Origin of the sequence: Gemmobacter lanyuensis (assembly GCF_014652355.1) — a bacterium.
GTDB classification, from domain to species: domain Bacteria; phylum Pseudomonadota; class Alphaproteobacteria; order Rhodobacterales; family Rhodobacteraceae; genus Gemmobacter; species Gemmobacter lanyuensis.
Genome location: NZ_BMYQ01000009.1, coordinates 122,832 through 141,708, shown reverse-complemented (window position 1 = coordinate 141,708; position 18,877 = coordinate 122,832). Strand labels below are relative to the sequence as shown.

At 65.7% G+C, this 18,877-nt stretch carries 17 protein-coding genes, 1 tRNA gene and 1 pseudogene; 5 read left to right on the top strand and 14 right to left on the bottom strand.

Translation table 11 applies throughout. From position 1 onward, the window contains the following. The 3 genes and pseudogenes from IE101_RS14275 to IE101_RS14265 form a co-directional block, all read left to right on the top strand. Positions 1-347: pseudogene (locus IE101_RS14275) on the top strand (hypothetical protein); the annotation flags it as partial. A 276-nt stretch (positions 348-623) separates the two neighbouring features. Continuing rightward, the gene (locus IE101_RS14270; RefSeq protein WP_189634517.1) at positions 624-1,088 is read left to right on the top strand and encodes a GNAT family N-acetyltransferase; all 465 of its coding nucleotides are present in this window, start codon (positions 624-626) and stop codon (positions 1,086-1,088) included. 30 nt (positions 1,089-1,118) lie between these two features. Continuing rightward, a tRNA-Arg gene (locus IE101_RS14265) sits at positions 1,119-1,195 on the top strand. A 336-nt stretch (positions 1,196-1,531) separates the two neighbouring features. Here the strand turns inward: IE101_RS14265 and IE101_RS14260 are convergent. From IE101_RS14260 to IE101_RS14235, 6 genes are read right to left on the bottom strand one after another with little or no spacing between them, the layout of a single operon-like run. Next, on the bottom strand, positions 1,532-2,734 hold the full coding sequence (locus IE101_RS14260) for a TCR/Tet family MFS transporter (RefSeq protein ID WP_189634516.1): 1,203 nt from the start codon (positions 2,732-2,734) through the stop codon (positions 1,532-1,534). Between the two features lie 3 nt (positions 2,735-2,737). Next, a complete protein-coding gene (locus tag IE101_RS14255) occupies positions 2,738-3,409 on the bottom strand; it encodes an alpha/beta fold hydrolase (RefSeq protein WP_189634515.1) in 672 nt (223 codons plus the stop codon). Positions 3,410-3,469: 60 nt separating this feature from the next. Beyond that, positions 3,470-4,252 carry a 3-oxoadipate enol-lactonase gene (gene pcaD / locus IE101_RS14250; protein ID WP_189634514.1) on the bottom strand — a complete coding sequence of 261 codons (783 nt, stop codon included), beginning with the start codon at positions 4,250-4,252 and terminating at the stop codon, positions 3,470-3,472. A gap of 2 nt (positions 4,253-4,254) precedes the next feature. Next, positions 4,255-5,232 (bottom strand): threonine ammonia-lyase, encoded by a 978-nt coding sequence (locus tag IE101_RS14245; RefSeq protein ID WP_189634513.1) that lies wholly within the window; start codon positions 5,230-5,232, stop codon positions 4,255-4,257. Then, positions 5,229-6,056: an alpha/beta fold hydrolase gene (locus tag IE101_RS14240; protein WP_189634512.1), complete on the bottom strand. Its 828-nt coding sequence runs from the start codon at positions 6,054-6,056 to the stop codon at positions 5,229-5,231. The genes IE101_RS14245 and IE101_RS14240 overlap by 4 nt, the downstream gene beginning before the upstream one ends. Next, positions 6,053-6,727, bottom strand: a complete 675-nt coding sequence (locus tag IE101_RS14235) for a haloacid dehalogenase type II (RefSeq protein WP_189634511.1) — start codon at positions 6,725-6,727, stop codon at positions 6,053-6,055. The genes IE101_RS14240 and IE101_RS14235 overlap by 4 nt, the downstream gene beginning before the upstream one ends. A 171-nt stretch (positions 6,728-6,898) precedes the next feature. On the opposite strand from IE101_RS14235, the gene IE101_RS14230 reads away from it, so the two are divergent. Next, the gene (locus tag IE101_RS14230) at positions 6,899-8,683 is read left to right on the top strand and encodes an ABC transporter transmembrane domain-containing protein (protein ID WP_189634510.1); all 1,785 of its coding nucleotides are present in this window, start codon (positions 6,899-6,901) and stop codon (positions 8,681-8,683) included. A 146-nt stretch (positions 8,684-8,829) separates the two neighbouring features. Then, positions 8,830-10,716 (top strand): acyl-CoA synthetase, encoded by a 1,887-nt coding sequence (locus IE101_RS14225; protein WP_189634509.1) that lies wholly within the window; start codon positions 8,830-8,832, stop codon positions 10,714-10,716. Between the two features lie 46 nt (positions 10,717-10,762). Here IE101_RS14225 and dtd read toward each other — a convergent pair whose 3' ends face one another. The 8 genes from dtd to IE101_RS14185 form a co-directional block, all read right to left on the bottom strand. Beyond that, positions 10,763-11,203 (bottom strand): D-aminoacyl-tRNA deacylase, encoded by a 441-nt coding sequence (gene dtd / locus IE101_RS14220; protein ID WP_189634508.1) that lies wholly within the window; start codon positions 11,201-11,203, stop codon positions 10,763-10,765. Next, the gene (locus IE101_RS14215; RefSeq protein ID WP_189634507.1) at positions 11,200-12,123 is read right to left on the bottom strand and encodes a carbohydrate kinase family protein; all 924 of its coding nucleotides are present in this window, start codon (positions 12,121-12,123) and stop codon (positions 11,200-11,202) included. The genes dtd and IE101_RS14215 overlap by 4 nt, the downstream gene beginning before the upstream one ends. Positions 12,124-12,253: 130 nt before the next feature. Further along, the gene (locus IE101_RS14210) at positions 12,254-13,219 is read right to left on the bottom strand and encodes a phosphoribosylaminoimidazolesuccinocarboxamide synthase (protein ID WP_189634506.1); all 966 of its coding nucleotides are present in this window, start codon (positions 13,217-13,219) and stop codon (positions 12,254-12,256) included. Positions 13,220-13,387: 168 nt separating this feature from the next. Then, complete coding sequence (locus IE101_RS14205; RefSeq protein ID WP_189634505.1) at positions 13,388-14,485, bottom strand: TFIIB-type zinc ribbon-containing protein; 1,098 nt, start codon at positions 14,483-14,485, stop codon at positions 13,388-13,390. Between the two features lie 2 nt (positions 14,486-14,487). Further along, entirely contained in the window at positions 14,488-15,606 is a 1,119-nt protein-coding gene (locus tag IE101_RS14200) for an SPFH domain-containing protein (RefSeq protein ID WP_189634504.1), read from the bottom strand. Positions 15,607-15,718: 112 nt separating this feature from the next. Further along, positions 15,719-16,639, bottom strand: coding sequence for a DUF2927 domain-containing protein (locus tag IE101_RS14195; protein WP_189634529.1), 921 nt, complete (start codon positions 16,637-16,639; stop codon positions 15,719-15,721). Between the two features lie 53 nt (positions 16,640-16,692). Next, on the bottom strand, positions 16,693-17,877 hold the full coding sequence (locus tag IE101_RS14190; RefSeq protein ID WP_189634503.1) for a toxic anion resistance protein: 1,185 nt from the start codon (positions 17,875-17,877) through the stop codon (positions 16,693-16,695). A 63-nt stretch (positions 17,878-17,940) separates the two neighbouring features. Further along, entirely contained in the window at positions 17,941-18,831 is an 891-nt protein-coding gene (locus IE101_RS14185; RefSeq protein WP_189634502.1) for a 5-bromo-4-chloroindolyl phosphate hydrolysis family protein, read from the bottom strand. Positions 18,832-18,877: the final 46 nt, after the last annotated feature.

Genomic DNA, 18,877 nt, shown 5'->3' with positions numbered 1-18,877 from the left:
CGCAGACCCACCTTGGCACATCGATGCCGTCGGGGGGCGGTCACATCATCAACGCCCCGTTGATCCCGCGAACCAGCCCAGGGTCGGTCCGGGATGTCGTGGTTTCGCGTAAACATCTCGATGAGATTCTTGGGAAGGTGTCGGTTTTGCCGAAAGCGGGGGAGGCCACACTTGGAGAATTGCACTCGGTCGCCTATGCCTGTCAGCATGGGGCTGGACCGTTCGAAGACGTGTTTCGCAACATTCTCGAAGGCCGGACGCCTGCGTTCCGCCATCCCGAACAGCTCGGCATCAGCGCAATCTGTGTTGACCTGTCCTCTCTGGCGGCGTTGAACAAATCCGCCTGACCCAATCAGGAAAGCGTTATCCAGCAAGTCCGCTTCGGCGGGCTTTTTTGTTGCCGTCTGTGTGTTTCGCGGGATCTTGCCCGGATTTTCGCGAAATCTTTGCTCCTACTTTTGAATGTTCGAAAATAAGCTATTGATTTGTAGTGTATTTTACGGCAACTTCGAAGTAACTTCAGGCCGATTTTCAGGCGCGACAGATCGGGTTCGGAATGGGCGGGGTTCTCCCGCCTTTTTCATGGGGTTCGCCCCCGCGTTGACCACAGGAAAGGGCCTGCCATGTCCATCCAGATCCGCCGCGACACGCCGCTGGCCCCCGAGGTGCTGCCGCTGCTGCAACGCCATCTGGATCTGATGTGGGCTTCTTCCCCGCCCGAAAGCGTCCATGCGCTGGACCCGGCCGAGCTGGCCACCCCCGACATCGCCTTTTTCACGCTGCGCGAGGGCGAGGCGGTGCTGGGCATGGGGGCCGTCAAGCGGATTGACGCGGGCCATGCAGAAATCAAGTCGATGCATGTCGTGGCCGAGGCCCGCGGCCGCGGCCTGGCGCGGGTGCTGCTGGACCATCTGGTCGCCGAGGCGCGTGCCTTGGGTTATGGTCGCCTCAGCCTCGAAACCGGGGTTGAGGATGTCTTTGCCCCCGCCCGCGCGCTTTATGCCAAGGCCGGTTTCATCCAATGCCCGCCTTTTGAGGGCTACTGGGATGATCCGAACAGCTATTTCATGACACTGAGCCTTGCCTAAGCCCGCGCCATGCCGCAAAAGGGCGACAGCGGGCTCATAGCTCAACTGGATAGAGCAGCCGACTTCTAATCGGCAGGTTGAGGGTTCGAGTCCTTCTGGGCCCGCCATAAGCTTTAAAATATAACGATATTTCAGGGAAAATGGTGGCATACTCACCATAAAACCCGCCAATGATTTTGCGCCTGAACGCAACTTATTGCGACATAGTCTGTACGCCTGACGGCTCGGCACAGTTCGAATCAAGACCTCTCCCCTGACTGACCCGCTTTCGTACGATAACGTCCCAAAAGGCTGACGCGTGCTTGGCTCGAGCGCGAAGACCGCAAGTTTTTGACAGCGATCCGCCTCCGAGCGGGAGGACATTCGGGCTCGATTTAGAAAGTTGGGCCAGCATCAGTGCCGCTTGGCGCGCAGCGACATGCCCCAATCACAACACGCTGTCATCAGTCGTTCTTGCGGCCAAAAATGAACAGCGCGGTGCCGGCCATCATCAGCAGGGCTGAAACCAGGAAGGGCGCGCCGGGCCAGTAGATGGCCGCGCCCGTGCGGGTGAAATGGCCGAAAACCGCCGTCATTATCAACGGCGCAAGGATTGTCGCCAAGGCGTTCAGCGAGGCGTTGATACCCTGCAGCTCGCCCTGTTGATCCTCGGGCGTGGCGCGCGACATCATGGATTGCAGCGCAGGCCCGGTGACCCCGCCAAAGGCGCTGACCGGGGTGAAGACCAGCGCCCAGAAGCCCGAGGTGACGAAGGCGTAAAAGCCATAGGTGCCGATCTCGGCGCCCATCCCATACAAAGCGGTGCGCCGTTCGCCAAAGCGGCTGACCATCGGTTGCATCAGCGTTGCCTGTGCCAGCGCCATGAAGATGCCGAAGACCGCCAGCGAAATCCCGATCCAGCGCGCATCCCAGCCAAAAGCCGCCTTGCCGTAATAGGCCCAGATCGATGGCCAGACGTTGAACGTGACGGCATAGATGAAGCTGACTGTCAGCAAGAGCTTCAGTCCCGGCAGCTTGCGGATCGCGGCAAAGGCCCCCAGCGGATTGGCGCGGGCCATCGTCAGGGGGCGGCGCAGCGCGGGCGACAGGCTTTCGGGCAGGGCGATCAGGCCGAACAGGAAGTTCGCACCGGCCAGTGCTGCCGCCGCCCAGAAGGGCGCGCGGCTGTCCACCACGGCAAGCAGCCCGCCCAGCATCGGCCCCGCGACAAAGCCCACGCCGAAAGCCGCGCCGATCAGCGCAAAGCGCCGCGCGCGGTCATCAGGGGCCGAGATATCGGCGACATAGGCATTTGCCGTTCCATGCGTGGCCGCCGCGATCCCCGCCACGATGCGGCCGATCAGCAAGAGCCAGACGCTATGGGCCACCGCCATCACCACGTAATCCAGCGCCATCACCGCCAGCGAGGTGAGCAGCACCGGCCGCCGCCCGAAACGGTCCGACAGGTTCCCCACCACAGGGCCGCAAAGGAATTGCATCACCGCAAAGGCCGTGGCCAGAACCCCGCCCCAAAGGGCCGCGTCCGACAGGCTCTGGCCCGTGACCTCTGTCATCAGGTCGGGCATGACGGGGAAGATCAGGCCGATGCCGATGGCATCGATCACCACCGTCAGCAGGATGAAGGTCAGGGCAAGGTTCTGGCGCATGGGTCACGTCATCCTGGCGGCAAGCTGTGCAATCGCCCCGGCCAGGCGATCCGGCATTGAAAAGAACGGGGAATGGGCAGACGGCAGGTCAAGCGTTGGCAATCCCGCAGCCATGGCCCTTTGGAAGGCCGGGGGCAAGGCCCGATCTTCAGTGCAGATGATCGCCGCGCGGGGCAGGGTGGGCGCATGGCGCAGCGGCAGGGGCGTTTCCTGCGGGCCGATCGGTTCATCCGTCAGCAGATCGCGCGCGGTGGTCGCGGTGCCTGCGGGGCAGTCGTGGTAGAACAGATCCTCCAGCAGATCGGGGCGGAAGCTATAGGTGCCTGATGCCGCGCCCCGCCGAAACGCCCCGTCAAGCGGCGGGTCGGGCCAGCCGCGGCGCAGGGTGGCAAGGCTTTGGCCCGTCGCGGGCGGGATATAGGCGCAGACGTAGATCAGCCCCGCCACCCGGTCCGGCGCGTGTTCGGCGGCGGCGGTGATGGCATAGCCCCCGGCGGAATGGCCGACCAGCACGGCCTTTTCGCCCGCCGCCTGCAAGATCCGCTCGGCATGGTCCTGCAGCCGGGCGGTTGGGGCGCGCGGTAGGTCGATTGCGACCGAATTGTTGAAAAAGGGCAAGACCTTTTGCCAAGCCCATGCCCCGTGGCAGGCACCGGGAACAAAGACAAAGCGCATGTTTGGCAGCCCTTCTTCACGGCGCGGGGGAGGCCCCGGCTTGGTGGCAAAATGTTCGATTCAGAAATGCCCGATCCGGGTCAGGAACCCGATCAGGGCGGCAGCAAAGGCGTCGGGGGCGTCGATGGGGGGCAGGTGTCCGGCGCCGCGCAACAGCTGAAACTCGGACCCGAGGATCAGCTCTGCCGTTTCGCGCACCAGATCGGGCGGTGTCGATCCATCCTCGGTTCCGGCGATGGCGAGGGTGGGCAGCGTCAGCCCTGCGGTGGGGGTGTAGAAATCCGTCCCGCCGATGGCCGCGCAGGCGCCGCAATAGCCTTGGGGGTTTGCCTCCAGCAAGCGGGCGCGCCAGGGCAGGTGGCGCCCCTCGGCGCGAAACCGGCGGCTGAACCACCGCTCCATCGTGGCATCGGCAATGGCCTCCAGCCCGCCTTGGGCCACGGCTTCGGCGCGGGCCTCCCACTGGCTTTCGATGCCGATGCGCGCGGCGGTGTTCGACAGCACCATCCCGCGCACCAGATCCAGCCGCTTGACGGCGAGCCCCTGCGCGACCAGCCCGCCCAGCGACAGGCCGACAAAGACGCAGTCCTTCACCCCCAGATGATCCAACAGCCGTTCGGCATCGCGGATCATCGCGCCCATGGCATAGGGCGGGGCGGGGCAGTCGGACTGGCCGTGGCCGCGGTGGTCATAGCGGATCACGCGCAGCCCCGCAGGCAGGCGCGCGACCAGGTCATCCCACATCGTCAGATCAAGACCCAGCGCGTGGGACAGCACCAGCGGCGCCCCATGCCCTTCATCGCGGTAATGCAGCCGCAGGTCCGGCAGAAACAGCTGGGGCATGGTCACTCCGCAAATCGGGACAGGGCGGTCTGGAACAGGGCGGTATCGATATTGCCGCCGCTGGCCACGACGATCACATCTTCGCCCTCGATCTCATCGGGGCGGAACAGGGCAGCGGCCAGCGCCACGGCGCCCCCCGGTTCCAGCACGATCTTCAGCCGGGTAAAGGCCAGCGCCACGGCCTCAAGCGCCTCATCATCACTGACGACAAGGCCGGGCCCGCAGAGGCGGCGGTTGATCGGAAAGGTCAGCGCGCCCGGCGCCGGGGTCAGGATCGCATCGCAGATCGACCCGGTTGGATGCGGGTTGCGGCAGACCGCATCGGCGGCAAGGCTGCGGGTTGTATCGTCAAAGCCTTCGGGTTCAACCGGGCGGGCGCGCAGACCGGGTGCGCGGCTTTCCAGCGCCAGTGCGATGCCCGCCGTCAGCCCGCCACCCCCGCAACAGACCAGCACATCCGCCTGCCGCACCCCCAGGGCGGTCGCCTGTTCGGCGATCTCCAGCCCGCAGGTGCCTTGGCCCGCAATGACCTCGGCATCATCAAAGGGCTTGATCAGGGTCATGCCGCGCATGCTGGCGATACGGGCCCCGATGGCATCGCGGTTTTCGCGGTGGCGATCATAAAGGATCACCTCGGCCCCATAGGCGCGTGTGTTTTCGATTTTCAGGCGTGGCGCGTCCGAAGGCATCACGATGACGCAGGGCACGCCATGACGTTGCGCCGCCAGCGCCACCCCCTGCGCATGATTGCCCGAGGAATAGGCGATCACGCCCTTGGCGCGCAGATCGGGCTCCAACGCGGACACCGCCGACCAGCCGCCGCGGAACTTGAACGATCCGGTATGCTGCAGGCATTCGGACTTGATCCAGACCCGCCGCCCGGCGATGTCGTTCAGGAAGGCCGAGCCGAGCAGCGGTGTGCAGAGCGCGTGACCGTTCAGCCGGAAGCGCGCGGCCTCGATCCGGGCGATGTCGGTCATGCCATGCGCCCCAGCCAGGTGGTCAGCGCGGCCAGCGCCTCGGGTTCGTCGAGGAAGGGAATATGCGCGCGGTCCGGCACCTCGGCAAAGATCATGTCGCGGCGGCGGCGGCCCATCTCGGCGGCGGTGGCCTCGGACAGCAGATCGGAATTGGCGCCGCGGATCAGGGCAAGGGGCAACCCGTCCAGCGCGTCGAACAGCGGCCAGGCGTCAAAGGCCGGGCCTTCAAACGCGGCCAGAAAGGCATCGCGCAGCGTGGGGTCATAGGTGATGGTCAGGCCGCGCGGACCAGGGACATAGTGCTTGCGCGCCTCTTCCAGCCAGCGGTCGGGGCTGACATTGGCAAAGCCGGGCATATTGCGGGGCAGCGCCTCGGCCAGGCTTTCATGCGTGCGCGACGATGGATTTCGCCCCAGATAGTCGAAGATCCGCGCAAGCCCATCGCGTTCGATCACCGGGCCGATGTCGTTCAGCGCGACCCCCAGCAGGCGCTCCTTGGCGACGGCGGCCAGCGCCATGGCAATCAGCCCCCCGCGAGAGGTGCCCAGCACGGCCGCCCGGTTGATCCCCAGATGGTCCAACAGTTCCAGCGCGTCGCGGCCTTCCTGCGGCACGGTATAGCTGGCGGCCCCGGTCCATTGGCTGGCACCCCGGCCGCGATAATCCATGCGGATCAGCCGCACGGGCGGCAGATGCGGGGCGACATAATCGAAATCGGCCATGGTGCGCGTCAGGCCTGCAAGGCACAGCAGCGGAAGGCCCGCGCCCGTGTCACTATAGGCCAGCCGGGTGCCATCCGAGGCGGTGAAGAACTGGGGGGTCATTGAAGAAGGTCCGTCAAATGCGAAAGATCGGGGGCGACATGGTGGGGGCGGTGGGGCAGACGGTCCACCGGAAGGCCCGCGCGGTTCACCCACAGCGTCCGAAACCCGAAAGACCCCGCCCCCGCGATGTCCCATCCGTTCGAAGAAACAAACAGCACGCCCGCCGGTTCCACGGCAAAATGCTCCATCACCAGATCGTAGACGCGGGGGGCGGGTTTGTAGATCCCGACCTCTTCGATCGAAAGGATCTTGTCGAAGGCGCCCTGCAACCCGGCCGCCGTCATCGCGCTGTTCAGCATCGAAGGCGTGCCGTTCGACAGGATTGCCCGTTTGACCCCCATCCCCTTGAGCTGCGCCAACATCGCGGCGGCCTCGGGGTAGGCGGGCAATTCGCGGTAGAGGTCCAGCAGCCGCGTTCGCAGCCCCAGATCGTTCAACCCATGCGCCTCAAGCGCCCAGTCAAGCGCATCGGCGGTGATCTTCCAGAAATCCGCGTGATCTTCCATCAGGCTGCGGAGCCAGGTGTATTCCAGCTGCTTGCGCCGCCAGTCCTGCGACAGATCGGGCCAGACATCGGCCAGCAGGGCATGGTGGGCGGCGGCCTCGCGGGCTGCGGCATTCACGTCGAACAGGGTGCCATAGGCATCAAAAACCACGGCGCGGATCGTCATCTTGCATCCTCCGCCCGGCAGGGGCCGGGTCAGTATAGCGTGGCACAAGGGCGGGACGGTTTGAACCCCCGTTCCGGCAGGCGGCAGGCTCTGCGGGGGCAGCGTCCCTTCGTCGCGCTTGCCCCGGCGCGCGGGCGGGCCTAAACCGCCTAGGCGAGACAGGAGAACATCATGGCCCGATCCCCCCAGAACCTGCCCGACCGGGCGCCGTCCAAGCGCGTCAAGGCGCTGGCCGGGCTGAAGCCGTTTCTCGCGCCCTATCGCGGGCTGATCATCGGGGCGGGTGCGGCGCTGACGCTGACAGCCGGGGTCAGCCTGATCCTGCCGCTGGCGGTGCGTCGGGTGGTGGACAATTTCAACACCGATGCGGCCGGATTGCTGGACCAGTATTTCACCGTGGCCATGGTGATTGCCGCCGCATTGGCGCTGGGGACGGGGCTGCGCTACTACCTTGTCACCCGGCTGGGCGAACGCGTGGTGGCCGATATCCGCAAGGCGATGTTCGACCGGGTCCTCGGCCAGTCCCCCGCCTTTTTCGAGCGCGTGTTGACGGGCGAGGTGCTGTCCCGCCTGACCACCGATACCACGCTGATCCTGTCGGTCATCGGGTCGTCGGTTTCGGTTGCGCTGCGGAATGTGCTGATGCTGATCGGCGGGATGGTCGCGCTGTTCTGGACGGCGCCCAAGCTGACCGGCCTCGTGTTTCTGATCGTGCCGGTGATCGTTGTGCCGATCGTGGTCATGGGGCGGCGGCTGCGCGTGCTGTCGCGCGACAACCAAGACTGGATCGCCATGTCTTCTGGCACCGCGGCCGAGGCGTTGCAGGCCGCCCAGACCGTGCAGGCCTATACGCATGAGGGGCGCACCCGTGCGGCCTTTGCCGATGTGACCGAGAAATCCTACGCCTCGGCCCAGGCGCGGATCGGCACGCGGGCGCAGATGACGGTGATCGTGATCTTCCTTGTCTTCGCGGGCATTGTGGGCGTGCTGTGGATGGGCGCGCGTGACGTGCGCGCAGGCGCGATGACGCCGGGTGAGCTGGTGCAATTCGTGATCTATGCCGTGATGGTCGCAGGCGCTTTCGGGGCGCTGACCGAAATCTGGGGCGAATTGCAGCGCGCGGCGGGGGCTACCGAACGTCTGGTCGAACTGCTGGAGACGCAAGACCCCGTGCAAGACCCGGCGCTGCCGCTGCCGCTGCCCAAACCCGTGCGCGGCGACATCACCTTTGAAGGGGTGCGCTTTGCCTATCCGGCGCGGCCCGAAACCTCGGCCCTGAATGGCGTGGACCTGCAGGTCCGCCCCGGTGAGACGGTGGCGCTTGTCGGCCCCTCGGGCGCGGGCAAGACCACCATCCTGCAGCTTTTGCAGCGGTTCTATGATCCTCAGGCGGGGCGCATCCTGCTGGACGGGATCGACCTGCGTCAGATGGCGCGCGCCGATTTCCGCCGCGCCTTTGCGCTTGTGCCGCAGGACCCGGTCATCTTCGCTGCCTCGGCGCGTGAAAACATCCGCTTTGGCCGACCCGAGGCCACGGATGCCGAGGTCGAGGCCGCCGCCCGTGCCGCCGCCGCCGACGGCTTCCTGTCGGCCCTGCCCGAAGGTTATGACACCTTCCTTGGCGAACGGGGCGTGATGCTCTCGGGCGGGCAGAAGCAGCGCGTGGCGATTGCCCGCGCGATCCTGCGCGATGCGCCGGTGCTGCTGCTGGATGAGGCGACCTCGGCGCTGGATGCCGAAAGCGAACGCGCCGTGCAGGCCGCCGTCGAAACGCTGTCGCAGGGGCGCACGGTTTTGGTGGTGGCGCACCGTCTGGCCACGGTCAAACGCGCCGACCGGATCGTTGTCTTCGAAGGCGGGCGGATCGTCGCGCAGGGCACCCATGATGCGCTGGTGGCCGAGGGCGGGCTTTACGCGCGCCTCGCCCGGCTGCAGTTCACCGACGGGCAGGACTGACCCCCCCTCCCTTGACGCTACGTTCCGCCTGCCGGAACGTAGCGGAACGGCGGCGCCTATTCCTTGCGCGATCAGGGGATTGGCCTCATCCTTGGTGACGGGAGAAGGCCCGGAACCGCCGGGCGCAGCGGGGGAGAACGACGACGATGGGGAGCTTTGCCAGCCTCGCCGACATCAAGGCCATCGAGGCCGAGATGCCCTGGTCTGATCGGCCAGTCGCGAAAAGCATGCATGAATTTCTGTCCCGCGCCGCGCGTGACCATGGCAACCGCCCCGCGGTGTCCTATCAGCTGACGTCGGGGTCGGCAGATCCGGCGCAGACGCTGACCTGGGCCGAGGTTCTGGCCCGGGCGACCCAGGCCGCGAACCTGTTCCGCAGCCTGGGCGTTGGTGAAAAGGATGTGGTGGCCTATGTGCTGCCCAATTGCCTGGAAACCGTGCAGGTGCTGCTGGGCGGGATGATCGCGGGCATTGCGAACCCGATCAATCCGCTGCTGGAACCCGAACAGATCGGTGCCATCCTGCGGGAAACCGGCGCCAAGGTGGTTGTCACGCTCCGCGCCTTCCCCAAGACCGACCTTGCCGCCCGCGTGGCCGAGGCGGTGAAACACGCCCCCGCCGTGCAGACGGTGCTTGAGGTCGATCTGCTGCGCTACCTGCGCCCGCCGAAAAAGTGGATCGCGCATTTCCTGCGCCCCAAGGCCGCGGCCTCCCATCACGCCAATGTGCTGGGCTTTCAGGCGGCGCTGCAGCGCCATCCGGCCGACCGCCTGACTTTTGCGGACACGCAGCAAGACCGCGTTGCCGCCTATTTCCACACGGGCGGCACGACCGGCATGCCCAAGGTGGCGCAGCACAAGATTTCGGGCATGGTCTATAACGGCTGGCTGGGGCATCGGCTGCTGTTCCGCGAAACGGATGTGGTGATCTGCCCGCTGCCGCTGTTCCATGTCTTTGCCGTCTACCCGATCCTCATGTCGATGATCGCTTCGGGCGCGCATGTCGTCTTCCCCACTCCGGCGGGCTATCGCGGCGACGGGGTCTTCGACAATTTCTGGAAGCTCGTCGAACGTTGGCGCGTAACCTATATGGTCACCGTGCCGACGGCGCTTGCCGCGCTGATGCAGCGCCCGGTCAATGCCGACGTGAGCAGCCTGCGCGGCGCCTTCTCGGGATCAGCCCCCCTGCCGATCGAGCTTTTCAACCGCTTTGAAAAGGCAACCGGGGTGCAGATCGTCGAAGGCTACGGCCTGACAGAATGTACCTGCCTTGTCTCGGTCAACCCGCCGGATGGCGCCAAGAAGATCGGCTCGGTCGGCATCCCCTTCCCGCATTGCCATGTGCGGATTCTGGTGGCGGACGGGGCAGGGGGCTTCCGGGAGTGCGGCCCCGATGAAACCGGTGAAATCTGCGTGGCCAATCCCGGCGTCTTCGAAGGGTCAACCTATACCGAGGTGGACAAGAACCGCACGCTCTTTGCCGAAGGCCGCTATCTGCGGACCGGCGATCTGGGCCGCATCGATGCCGAGGGCTATCTCTTCATCACCGGCCGGGCCAAGGATCTGATCATCCGCGGCGGCCACAACATCGACCCCGCCGTGATCGAAGAGGCACTGATGGGGCATGAGGCCGTGGCCTTCGTCGGCGCCATCGGCCAACCCGACAGCCACGCGGGCGAATTGCCCTGCGCCTATGTGGAGTTGGTGAAAGGCGCTACCGCCACACCCGAGGCGCTGATGGATTATGCCCGCGCCCATATCAGCGAACGCGCCGCCGTGCCGAAACATGTAGAGATCCTGTCGGACCTGCCGAAGACGGCGGTGGGCAAGGTCTTCAAACCGGATCTGCGCCGCCGCGCCATCCAGCGCATCTTCGACGCGGCCTTGGCCGAGGCGGGGCTTGCCCCCCGCGTGGTTGCGGTGGTCGAAGACCGCAAGCGCGGCCTTGTCGCCCAGATCCACCCCCGCGCCGATCAGGCCGCGGTGCAGGCCGTGCTGGGCGAATTCGCAACGCCCTGGGATTGGCAGGCCTGATCCGAAAACCAAAGGGGCGCATCGCTGCGCCCCTTTTTTTGTCTGCTTAGACGGCGGTATCCATCCAGATCGTGACGGGTCCCTGGTTCACCAGCTCCACATCCATGTCTGCCCCGAAAATGCCATTGGCGGTGGCCAGCCCCTCGGCCTGCAGGCGCGCCGTGAAATATTCATAGAGCCGCTTGCCCTCATCCGGGCTGGCCGCGGTGGAAAAGCCGGGGCGGTTGCCCCGCAGGTCGGCCGCCAGCGTGAACTGGCTGACCACCAGACAGGCCCCACCAATATCGCGCACCGACCGGTTCATCTTGCCGGCCTCATCCTTGAAAATCCGCAGCTTGGCGATCTTGGCGGCCAGTTGATCGGCCTGCGCCTCGGCATCGCCCTGCATGGCACAGACAAGGATCATCAGACCCTCGCCGATCTCGCCCACAATCGCGCCTTCCACAGTCACTTTCGCGCGCATCACGCGCTGAACGACAGCTCTCACAGTTCATGGCTCCACGGCGGGTTGGCCCCGGCGCGGCTGACCGTGATCGCAGCAGCCCGCGTCCCCAGCGACAGGGCCGCGTCCAGAACGGCATCGGACAGCGCGGCAAGCGTCGCCTTCTGCAGCACCCCCGCCTCGTCCAGCGCTGCCAGCACACCCGCGTTGAAGGTATCGCCCGCGCCCACGGTATCTGCAACCGTCACCTTGGTCGCCGGGCAGAACCGGTTCTGCGTCGCGGTCACGGCGCGCGCGCCCTCGGCCCCTTCGGTGATGAAGACGACCTTCGGCCCCTTGGCGACAATCGCCCCCGCCAGCGCCGAAACATCGCCCGGCCCCATCAACCAGTGCAGGTCTTCATCCGACAGTTTCACGATATCGGCGCGCGCGATCATCCGCTCGATCCGGGCGCGATATTCGGTTTCCTTCCCGGCGATGAACCCCGGGCGGATGTTCGGATCGATCATGGTGACCCGCGTCGGCGCCTCGCGCATTTGCAGCGCTTCATAGGTTGAAGCGGCAGGATCATTCACAAGGCTGATGCCCCCGAAGAAAAGCGCATTCACCTCAGCAGGCAGCACGGGCAGCTCTTCGACCGACAACAGCCGCCCCGCCGTGCCCTCGTCATAAAAGGCATAGGTCGCCTGACCGTTCACCAGTTTAACAAAGGCCACCGTCGTCGGCCGGGCCGAGCGCGCCAGATGGCGGATATCCACCTTCGAGGCGGTCAGCGTTTCGGCCAGAATCTCGCCCAGCATGTCGGTCGAGACGCCCGAAAAGAAGGCCGATTTGCCCCCCAGTCGCCCGAGTGCGATGGCCGTGTTGAACACCGCCCCCCCGGCATAGGGCGCAAAAGCCGCCTCACCCAGCGTGCTTTCCCGGGGCAGCATGTCGATCAGCGCCTCGCCACAGCTCAGAATCATGGGAATCCCTCCAGAACTTTGGGCGCTTATATCAGATCCCGCCATGTTAGCGCAAACATGACGGCTTTCATCTTGGTCCAAATATCCCCGGAGGGGTTCGGGGAGGCAGGCAGCCTCCCCGTGCGCCGTCTCACATCCCGAAATAGGGGGCGAGGTTGGCGCGCACGCGATCAAGCGGCGTGGCGCCGGACAGATCCGGGACGAAGGTCTGGCCGGTGATGGCCTCATAGGCCTGGACATAGACCTTGCTGGTCTGCTCGATCATCTCGGCCGGGATCTCGGGGATCGCGTCCTTGTAGGGGTCGCAGCGCGCGGCGACCCAGGCGCGGATGACATCCTTGTCAAAGCTGGGCGGACGGGTACCGTCGCGCAGCGCATCGCCATAGCCATCGGCCAGCCAGTAGCGTGAGCTGTCCGGGGTGTGGATTTCATCGGCAATGAGGATATTGCCCGCAGCATCGGTGCCGAATTCGTATTTGGTATCGACAAGGATGAGCCCGCGCTCGGCCGCCATCTTCTGGCCGCGGGCGAAAAGCGCCAGCGCCTTGGCCGAGACCTCTTCCCACTGGGCAGAGGTCAGAAGACCCTGGGCCACGATCTCGGCCGCCGTCAGGGGTTCGTCATGGCCACCGTCGAAGGCCTTGGAGGTGGGTGTGATGATCGCCTGGGGCAGGGCCTCATTGTCGCGCAGCCCGTCGGGCAGGCGGTGGCCATACATCTCGCGCGCGCCCTGTTTGTAGAGCGTGAGGACCGAGGTCCCGGTCGTACCCGCCAGATAGCCGCGCACCACGATTTCCACCGGCAGGATGGTCAGGCGCTTGCCGATGACCACATTGGAATCCGGGTAGGAGAGGACGTGATTGGCGCAGATGTCGGCGGTCTGGTCAAACCAGAAGCGGGCAGTCTGGGTCAGCACCTGGCCCTTGAAGGGGATCGCCGCAAGGATGCGGTCGAAGGCCGAGATCCGATCCGAAGAGATGAGGATGCGCCGCCCCTCGGGGTGGTCAGGCGTGGGGGGCAGGTCATAGCAATCGCGGACCTTGCCGAAATAGGGGTTCGGCAGTTCGGGGATTCGGGCTTCTGAGAGAACGCGCATCGGGGCCTCCGGAGAGCGGCAGTGGGGGAGCGGCAATGGGGTGCCTATTGCGCGCGGCGGGCGGGGTGTCAATGTCGCATGGAAGAGGGGGCTGTCTGCCCCCATCGCCTGCGGCGATTCCCCCGAGGATATTTGCAGGACAGAAAATGAACCTGTCCTGCAAGGGGATCAGCCGAGATAGCCTTTCTGATTGGCCCAAGCGAGCGCGCCCGCGAGGGCAAGGGCCAGAAGGATGGCGAAGGCGATCTTCCAGGCGCTATAGGGCCGTTCGCCCTGCACCCGGCCGGTCTGGCCGTTCACGACGAAGCGGTAGCTTTTGTCGTTGTACTTGTAGGCGGCCATCCAGACGGGCAGCAGGATGTGTTTGAAGGTTTCGGCCGAATATTCGGTGTCGACCCTGTGGACGCGCTGTTCATCACCGCCGATATCGCGGCGGACATCCCCGTCGATGATGGCGGCCATCTGTTCCTGTGCGCGGGCCCAGCCTTCCTCGAGCCCGATGGTATAGCCTTCGGCGGTGAAACCCGAGAGATAGTCTTCGCGGTAGGGTTTCAGCGCGCCGAGATCCCAGGGGGCGAGCGCATCGGTGTAGCGGCGCGGCAGCGATTGGGCCGCCAGCACCAGCACATCATCGAAGACCCGGCTGACCCAGCCGCGGGCGGCGCGCCAGCGGGTCTTTTGCACCTGTTCGGTCTGTTGTTTGCCATCGACCATGACGGTGCGGGTTTCGTAGTAATGATCGCCCCGTTCCCCGACATAGGAGGAGCGGGTCGCTGCATCGAAGGTCCAGTAAGGGACATAGAGGCCGTTCAGCGCGCGGCCCTTGCGGGCATATTCCACAAGGCCATTGGGGGCGAACCAGAGGCTGCCCAGCCAATTCGTCATGGCCTGACGCGCCGTGCGTTCGTCCAGCACGAAGGGCAGCACGGCCTGCGGTTTGATCTGGCGGTTGGTGCCGGTGGTGGTGACGACGGGCGTCGCGCAGAAGGGGCATTCTGTGGCATGTTCCGCGCCGCGGAATTCCACCAACGCGCCGCAGGAGGGGCAGGGGGTGGTCCGCACCTCTTCCATCGCGCCGGGGGGCAGCGCATCGCGGAGGGCCGCGTGCAGGCCATGTTCCCCAAAGGCAAGGGCGCGTCCTTCGGGGGCGGCGGGGATGTCCTGTTCATGGCCGCAGTGGTCGCAGCGCAAATGGGTCTGGCCCGGGGCGAAGCGCAGGTCGGCGCCGCAGGCGGCACAAGGGAAGTGACGTTCGGCCTTGGTCAAGATCAGACCCCCGGCGGCGGGGGCGGCGGGACCATGGCGAAGAGGCGCGAAAGCTCGGTGTCGGCCGCGGGTTTCCAGCCGTCCATTCCGGCGGACCAGACCATCGTGGTGCGCGTGAGCTGACCGGCGCTGGCCATGGCCTGCAGGTCGGATTCGGGGAAGGGGCCCTTGGTCGCGCCATTTTCAGCAAGGTGCCATTGCTTGGCCGCCGGTGGGGGCGGCGGTGGCGGGGGCGCTGCGGCGGCGGGGGCTGCGGGGGCGGCGCCCCAGGGGCCGGAGGGTTGTCCCATCGTCTGGCCCATGGCGGCGCCCATCCCGGCGGCCATGCCTGCGCCCAGCATCGCACCCATAGCGCTGCCCGGTTGGGCCAGCCCTTCGGCGGCGTTGAACTGGGTGTATTTTTGCAGATCGCCTGCGATGCCCATCGAGGTGCGCTTGTCGAGCACCTTTTCCACCTCTTCCGGCAGGCTTACGTTTTCAATGTAGAATTCCGGCAGGTTCAGGCCGTATTCGGCGATCTTGGGCGCGATGGCGCCGGAGATGAGCTTGGCCAGATCGGCGGTATTGGCGGCCATGTCGAGGACGGGGATGCCGGAGCCCGCCAGCACGCGGCTCATTTCCTGGACGATCACGTTGCGGATCTGGTTCGACACCTCATCCGCGGTGAATTCGCCATCCGTGCCGACGATTTCCTTGAGGAATACCCCCGGATCGGCCACCCGCATCGAATAGGTGCCGAAGGCGCGCAGGCGCACTGGGCCGAATTCCGGGTCGCGGCACATGATCGGGTTCTTGGTGCCCCATTTCAGGTCGTTGAACCGCGTGGTGCTGACGAAATAGACCTCGGATTTGAAGGGCGAGCTGAAGCCATGCGACCAGTGCTGCAGCGTGGTCATGATCGGCATGTTGTTGGTTTCAAGCATGTAAAGCCCCGGGCCGAAGACATCGGCCAGCTGCCCTTCATGCACGAACACCGCGGCCTGACCTTCGCGCACCGTCAGCTTGGCGCCGTATTTGATCGCCTGCCCGCGTCGTTCAAAGCGCCAGACCATCGTGTCGCGGGTATCATCCAGCCAGCTGATGACATCGATGAATTCGCCTTTGAGGAAATCAAACACCATGGCCAATGCCTTTCACGTGATGCGCCGGGGCCGCCTTCCCCACAGGGCTACCATACCCGAGGCGCGGCATGTTTGAAGAGGGAATGACGCGCCTTGCGCGCCAGAATGGTTCTCAGCTATTGCCGCCGATCAGGCGGGTCGCAAGCTCGTGGATCAGGGGGCGGGCCTCGGCTGCGCCCATGCCGGGCTGCAAGAGCGGGTCATAAAGCATCTTCAGCATCAGCTCGTCCTGATGGGTTAGCAGGGCGAATTCCTCATCGTCGTTGAAGATCGACGGGCGGGCGAGCGGGCTGTCATTGGCAAGGCCCAGGCCCTGGGCAATCTCTTCATGGATGCAGGAAAGGCGCAGCAGATCCGGGTGTTCGGCCCGCACCACCGCGAAGGCGCGGGCATAGGTCGAGGAACTGCCCTCGGAGAGCGCATAGACGATGCAATAGGTGGAGCGCGGCAGGTTCGTCAGCCCCTGGATCTCTGCCGGGCTGAGGTCGGGCAGGCGCGCGGCGATTTCCGGGCCAAGGGCGCGGCGTTCATCCTCATTCACGATCTGAAGGTGGAAGTTCGCGTCCCGGTCCACCAGTGCGATGGGATGGCCGGTGATCGAGGACAGCCGCGCAAGGTAGGAGGCGATGCGCGCGCGGTCTGTCGCGCGGCGGTCGGCCGGAACCGAGGCGCCGAAGGTCAGGCCCACGCGGACCGGGGCCTCCCACCGGCGCAAGCGGCTTTGGGTCTGCTGCGCCACAAGGCCCGTGGGGCTCCGGCGGTATTCATCAAACAGCGCGACCCGGATGAAGTTTTCCGCCAGCATTGTATCGGTGAAGGGCGCATCCTTGGCCGCGCCATCCGTCCGCAACAGGCCCTGCGCCAGCAGATCGGCCTGCACGCGGGCATAATAATCGACCAGCGCGCGGCTTTCGGCCGACACGGGCGGCGGGGTCTGCACCTCGGCCTTGGGGCGGGGACGCGGCTGGGGCGCGGGCGAGGTGACGGGCGCGGCCGAGCATCCCGCCAGCGCCACGGCCACCATGAGCGTCATGGCCCTGCGGCCCCGTGCAACCCATCCAGCGTTCACCCGCGTCTCCTGTCCGTTCAGACGGCTGTGCCTGTTGCCGTGCCCAGACCATCGCGCCGCGAGCGGGCTGCCGACAGGGTGTCGCGCAGCTCGGCCTCCATCCGGGTCAGATCGGCCTCGGCGGCGGCGCGTTTGGCCTTGCCCTCATCCGCAATGGCCAGGCTTTCGTTGATCGTGGCGATCAGCGTGGCATTGGCCTGTTTCACCGCCTCGATGTCAAAGACGCCGCGCTCCATCTCGGTGCGGACGATGCGGTTGGTTTCCTGCAGGTTGCGGGCGTTGGCGGTCAGCAATTCATTCGTCAGATCATTGGCGGCCTTGATCGATTCCGCCGCCTCGCGCGAACGGTGGATGGTCACGGCCTGTGCCAGCTGGGTTTCCCACAGTGGCACGGTATTGACCAGCGTCGAGTTGATCTTGGTCACCAACGACTTGTCGTTTTCCTGCACCAGCCGGATCGAGGGCAGCGACTGCATCGTCACCTGCCGGGTGAGTTTGAGGTCATGGACCCGGCGTTCCAGATCATCGCGCGCGGCGCGCAGGTCGCGCAGCTCTTGCGCGCGCAGCACCTGATCGGCCTCGGGGGCTGCGGCCACGGCGGCCTCTTTCGCGGGAATGTCGGTCGCGTCCAGCTCGGCCAGCTTGGCCTCGCCTGCCGCGATATAGAGCGCGAGTTCATTGTAGAAATCGAGCGTCTTCACATAGAGCATGTCGAGCGATTTGATATCCTTCAGCAGCTTGTGTTCATGCTGCATCAGGTTCGCGGTCACGCGGTCGATCTGGGACTGGACCTCTTCGTATTTCGCCACGAATTTCGAATAGGGCGCGGTGCGGCCCAGAAGCTTTTCCCACCAGCTGCGGTCGCGGCGCACGTCCAGCTCGGACACGGAAAAACCCTTGAGCGTCGAGACCATGTTGCGCAGCGTATCGCCCGCGGGGCCGACATCCTTGTTCTTCACATCCTGCAGCATCTGCTGGCTGATCACCTGCAGCTCGGCCTGGGCGGCCGACCCGAACTGGATGATCGACTGGGTATTGGCCATGTCCAGCTCGGCCATGCGGCGGCGGATCTCTTCGGCCTGCGGGGCGGAGGCCGCGGCCAGCGGCACGACGGCGGCTTCGGGTTTCGGAAGGACGACGGCGTTGATCTGCTCAACCTCTGCAAGGGCGGCGGCGGCTTCTTGACGGGTGGTGTCGGTCATGGCGGGTCACTCCGAGAGACGGGCCTTTCGGCGGAAAACAGGAACGGGGGCACGGTGCCGGGCCTAGTGGCGCGGCGTTTCAAATTGCAGGCGGTCGCGCAGGACCTGAATTTCCACATCCAGCGCCCCGGCATCATTGGTCAGGAATTGCTGGCTGCGCGCGGCAAAGGTGGTTTCCAGATCGCTCAGCAGCGCCTCATAATCGCTGCGGGCGCGCGCATCGCGGGTCTGGGCGTAAAGGTCTGCAAACTTGACCGTCGCGTCCCGGGCGCCCATCAGATAGACGCCAAGATACTTTCGCGCGGCCGAAAGGTCGCCGGGGTCTTCCTCGATCCGACGGCAGAGCGCGCGGGCGGCGGTGGCAAATCGGTCGACGCGGGTTTCCAGCGCCCGGTCGCGGGCGCGCAGGATGGCGTCCTTCATGCCGGTCAGGTAGCCCTCGGCCTCATCCACGGCGCGGGCCACGCGGTCGGATTGAAAGGCATCAACGCCCTCGGCCCCCTTGTCGCGCAGCGGATCAAGGCCGAAGGCGCCCAGATGGAACAGCGCGCCAAGCCCCCCCAGCAGGGCCGCGGTCAGCGGATTGCCATTGGTCAGCATTGCGCCCGCGAAAAGCCCCGCCGCCATCAGCAACGCGGCAAAGATCTTGCGTGGGATGGCCGGGCGACGCGCGACGCGGCGCAGCTCATAGGCCTGTTCGGCCTTCAGTCCTTCGCGCGTCAGGATCGCCGCCCCCAGCATCAGGCCCGCCGCCCCCAGACCCAGCGCAAGCCCGCCCGCATCGGCGCGGAAGGCCTGCACGGCAAAGATCACCGGCAGCAGGAACAGCAGGTTTGACCGCGCGCCAGCCTTGGCCGGACGCTTGCCGTCAAAAAGATTGGGGGGCTGCGGTGCGGTGGGCGCGGGGCCGCTGTCACCATTGGGGGAATATTTGCCGCCAAAGCGTTGCGCCATGTCACAGACCCCCGCCAAAAGCCGTGTAAATGACGAGCGCGACCAG

What these genes read in the sequence shown, in the direction of transcription:
- IE101_RS14270 (WP_189634517.1), top strand. Translation starts at nt 624, where the DNA reads ATGTCCATCCAGATCCGCCGCGACACGCCGCTGGCCCCCGAGGTGCTG.
- IE101_RS14260 (WP_189634516.1), bottom strand. Translation starts at nt 2,734, where the DNA reads ATGCGCCAGAACCTTGCCCTGACCTTCATCCTGCTGACGGTGGTGATC.
- IE101_RS14255 (WP_189634515.1), bottom strand. Translation starts at nt 3,409, where the DNA reads ATGCGCTTTGTCTTTGTTCCCGGTGCCTGCCACGGGGCATGGGCTTGG.
- pcaD (WP_189634514.1), bottom strand. Translation starts at nt 4,252, where the DNA reads ATGCCCCAGCTGTTTCTGCCGGACCTGCGGCTGCATTACCGCGATGAA.
- IE101_RS14245 (WP_189634513.1), bottom strand. Translation starts at nt 5,232, where the DNA reads ATGACCGACATCGCCCGGATCGAGGCCGCGCGCTTCCGGCTGAACGGT.
- IE101_RS14240 (WP_189634512.1), bottom strand. Translation starts at nt 6,056, where the DNA reads ATGACCCCCCAGTTCTTCACCGCCTCGGATGGCACCCGGCTGGCCTAT.
- IE101_RS14235 (WP_189634511.1), bottom strand. Translation starts at nt 6,727, where the DNA reads ATGACGATCCGCGCCGTGGTTTTTGATGCCTATGGCACCCTGTTCGAC.
- IE101_RS14230 (WP_189634510.1), top strand. Translation starts at nt 6,899, where the DNA reads ATGGCCCGATCCCCCCAGAACCTGCCCGACCGGGCGCCGTCCAAGCGC.
- IE101_RS14225 (WP_189634509.1), top strand. Translation starts at nt 8,830, where the DNA reads ATGGGGAGCTTTGCCAGCCTCGCCGACATCAAGGCCATCGAGGCCGAG.
- IE101_RS14215 (WP_189634507.1), bottom strand. Translation starts at nt 12,123, where the DNA reads ATGATTCTGAGCTGTGGCGAGGCGCTGATCGACATGCTGCCCCGGGAA.
- IE101_RS14210 (WP_189634506.1), bottom strand. Translation starts at nt 13,219, where the DNA reads ATGCGCGTTCTCTCAGAAGCCCGAATCCCCGAACTGCCGAACCCCTAT.
- IE101_RS14200 (WP_189634504.1), bottom strand. Translation starts at nt 15,606, where the DNA reads ATGGTGTTTGATTTCCTCAAAGGCGAATTCATCGATGTCATCAGCTGG.
- IE101_RS14195 (WP_189634529.1), bottom strand. Translation starts at nt 16,639, where the DNA reads ATGACGCTCATGGTGGCCGTGGCGCTGGCGGGATGCTCGGCCGCGCCC.
- IE101_RS14190 (WP_189634503.1), bottom strand. Translation starts at nt 17,877, where the DNA reads ATGACCGACACCACCCGTCAAGAAGCCGCCGCCGCCCTTGCAGAGGTT.
- IE101_RS14185 (WP_189634502.1), bottom strand. Translation starts at nt 18,831, where the DNA reads ATGGCGCAACGCTTTGGCGGCAAATATTCCCCCAATGGTGACAGCGGC.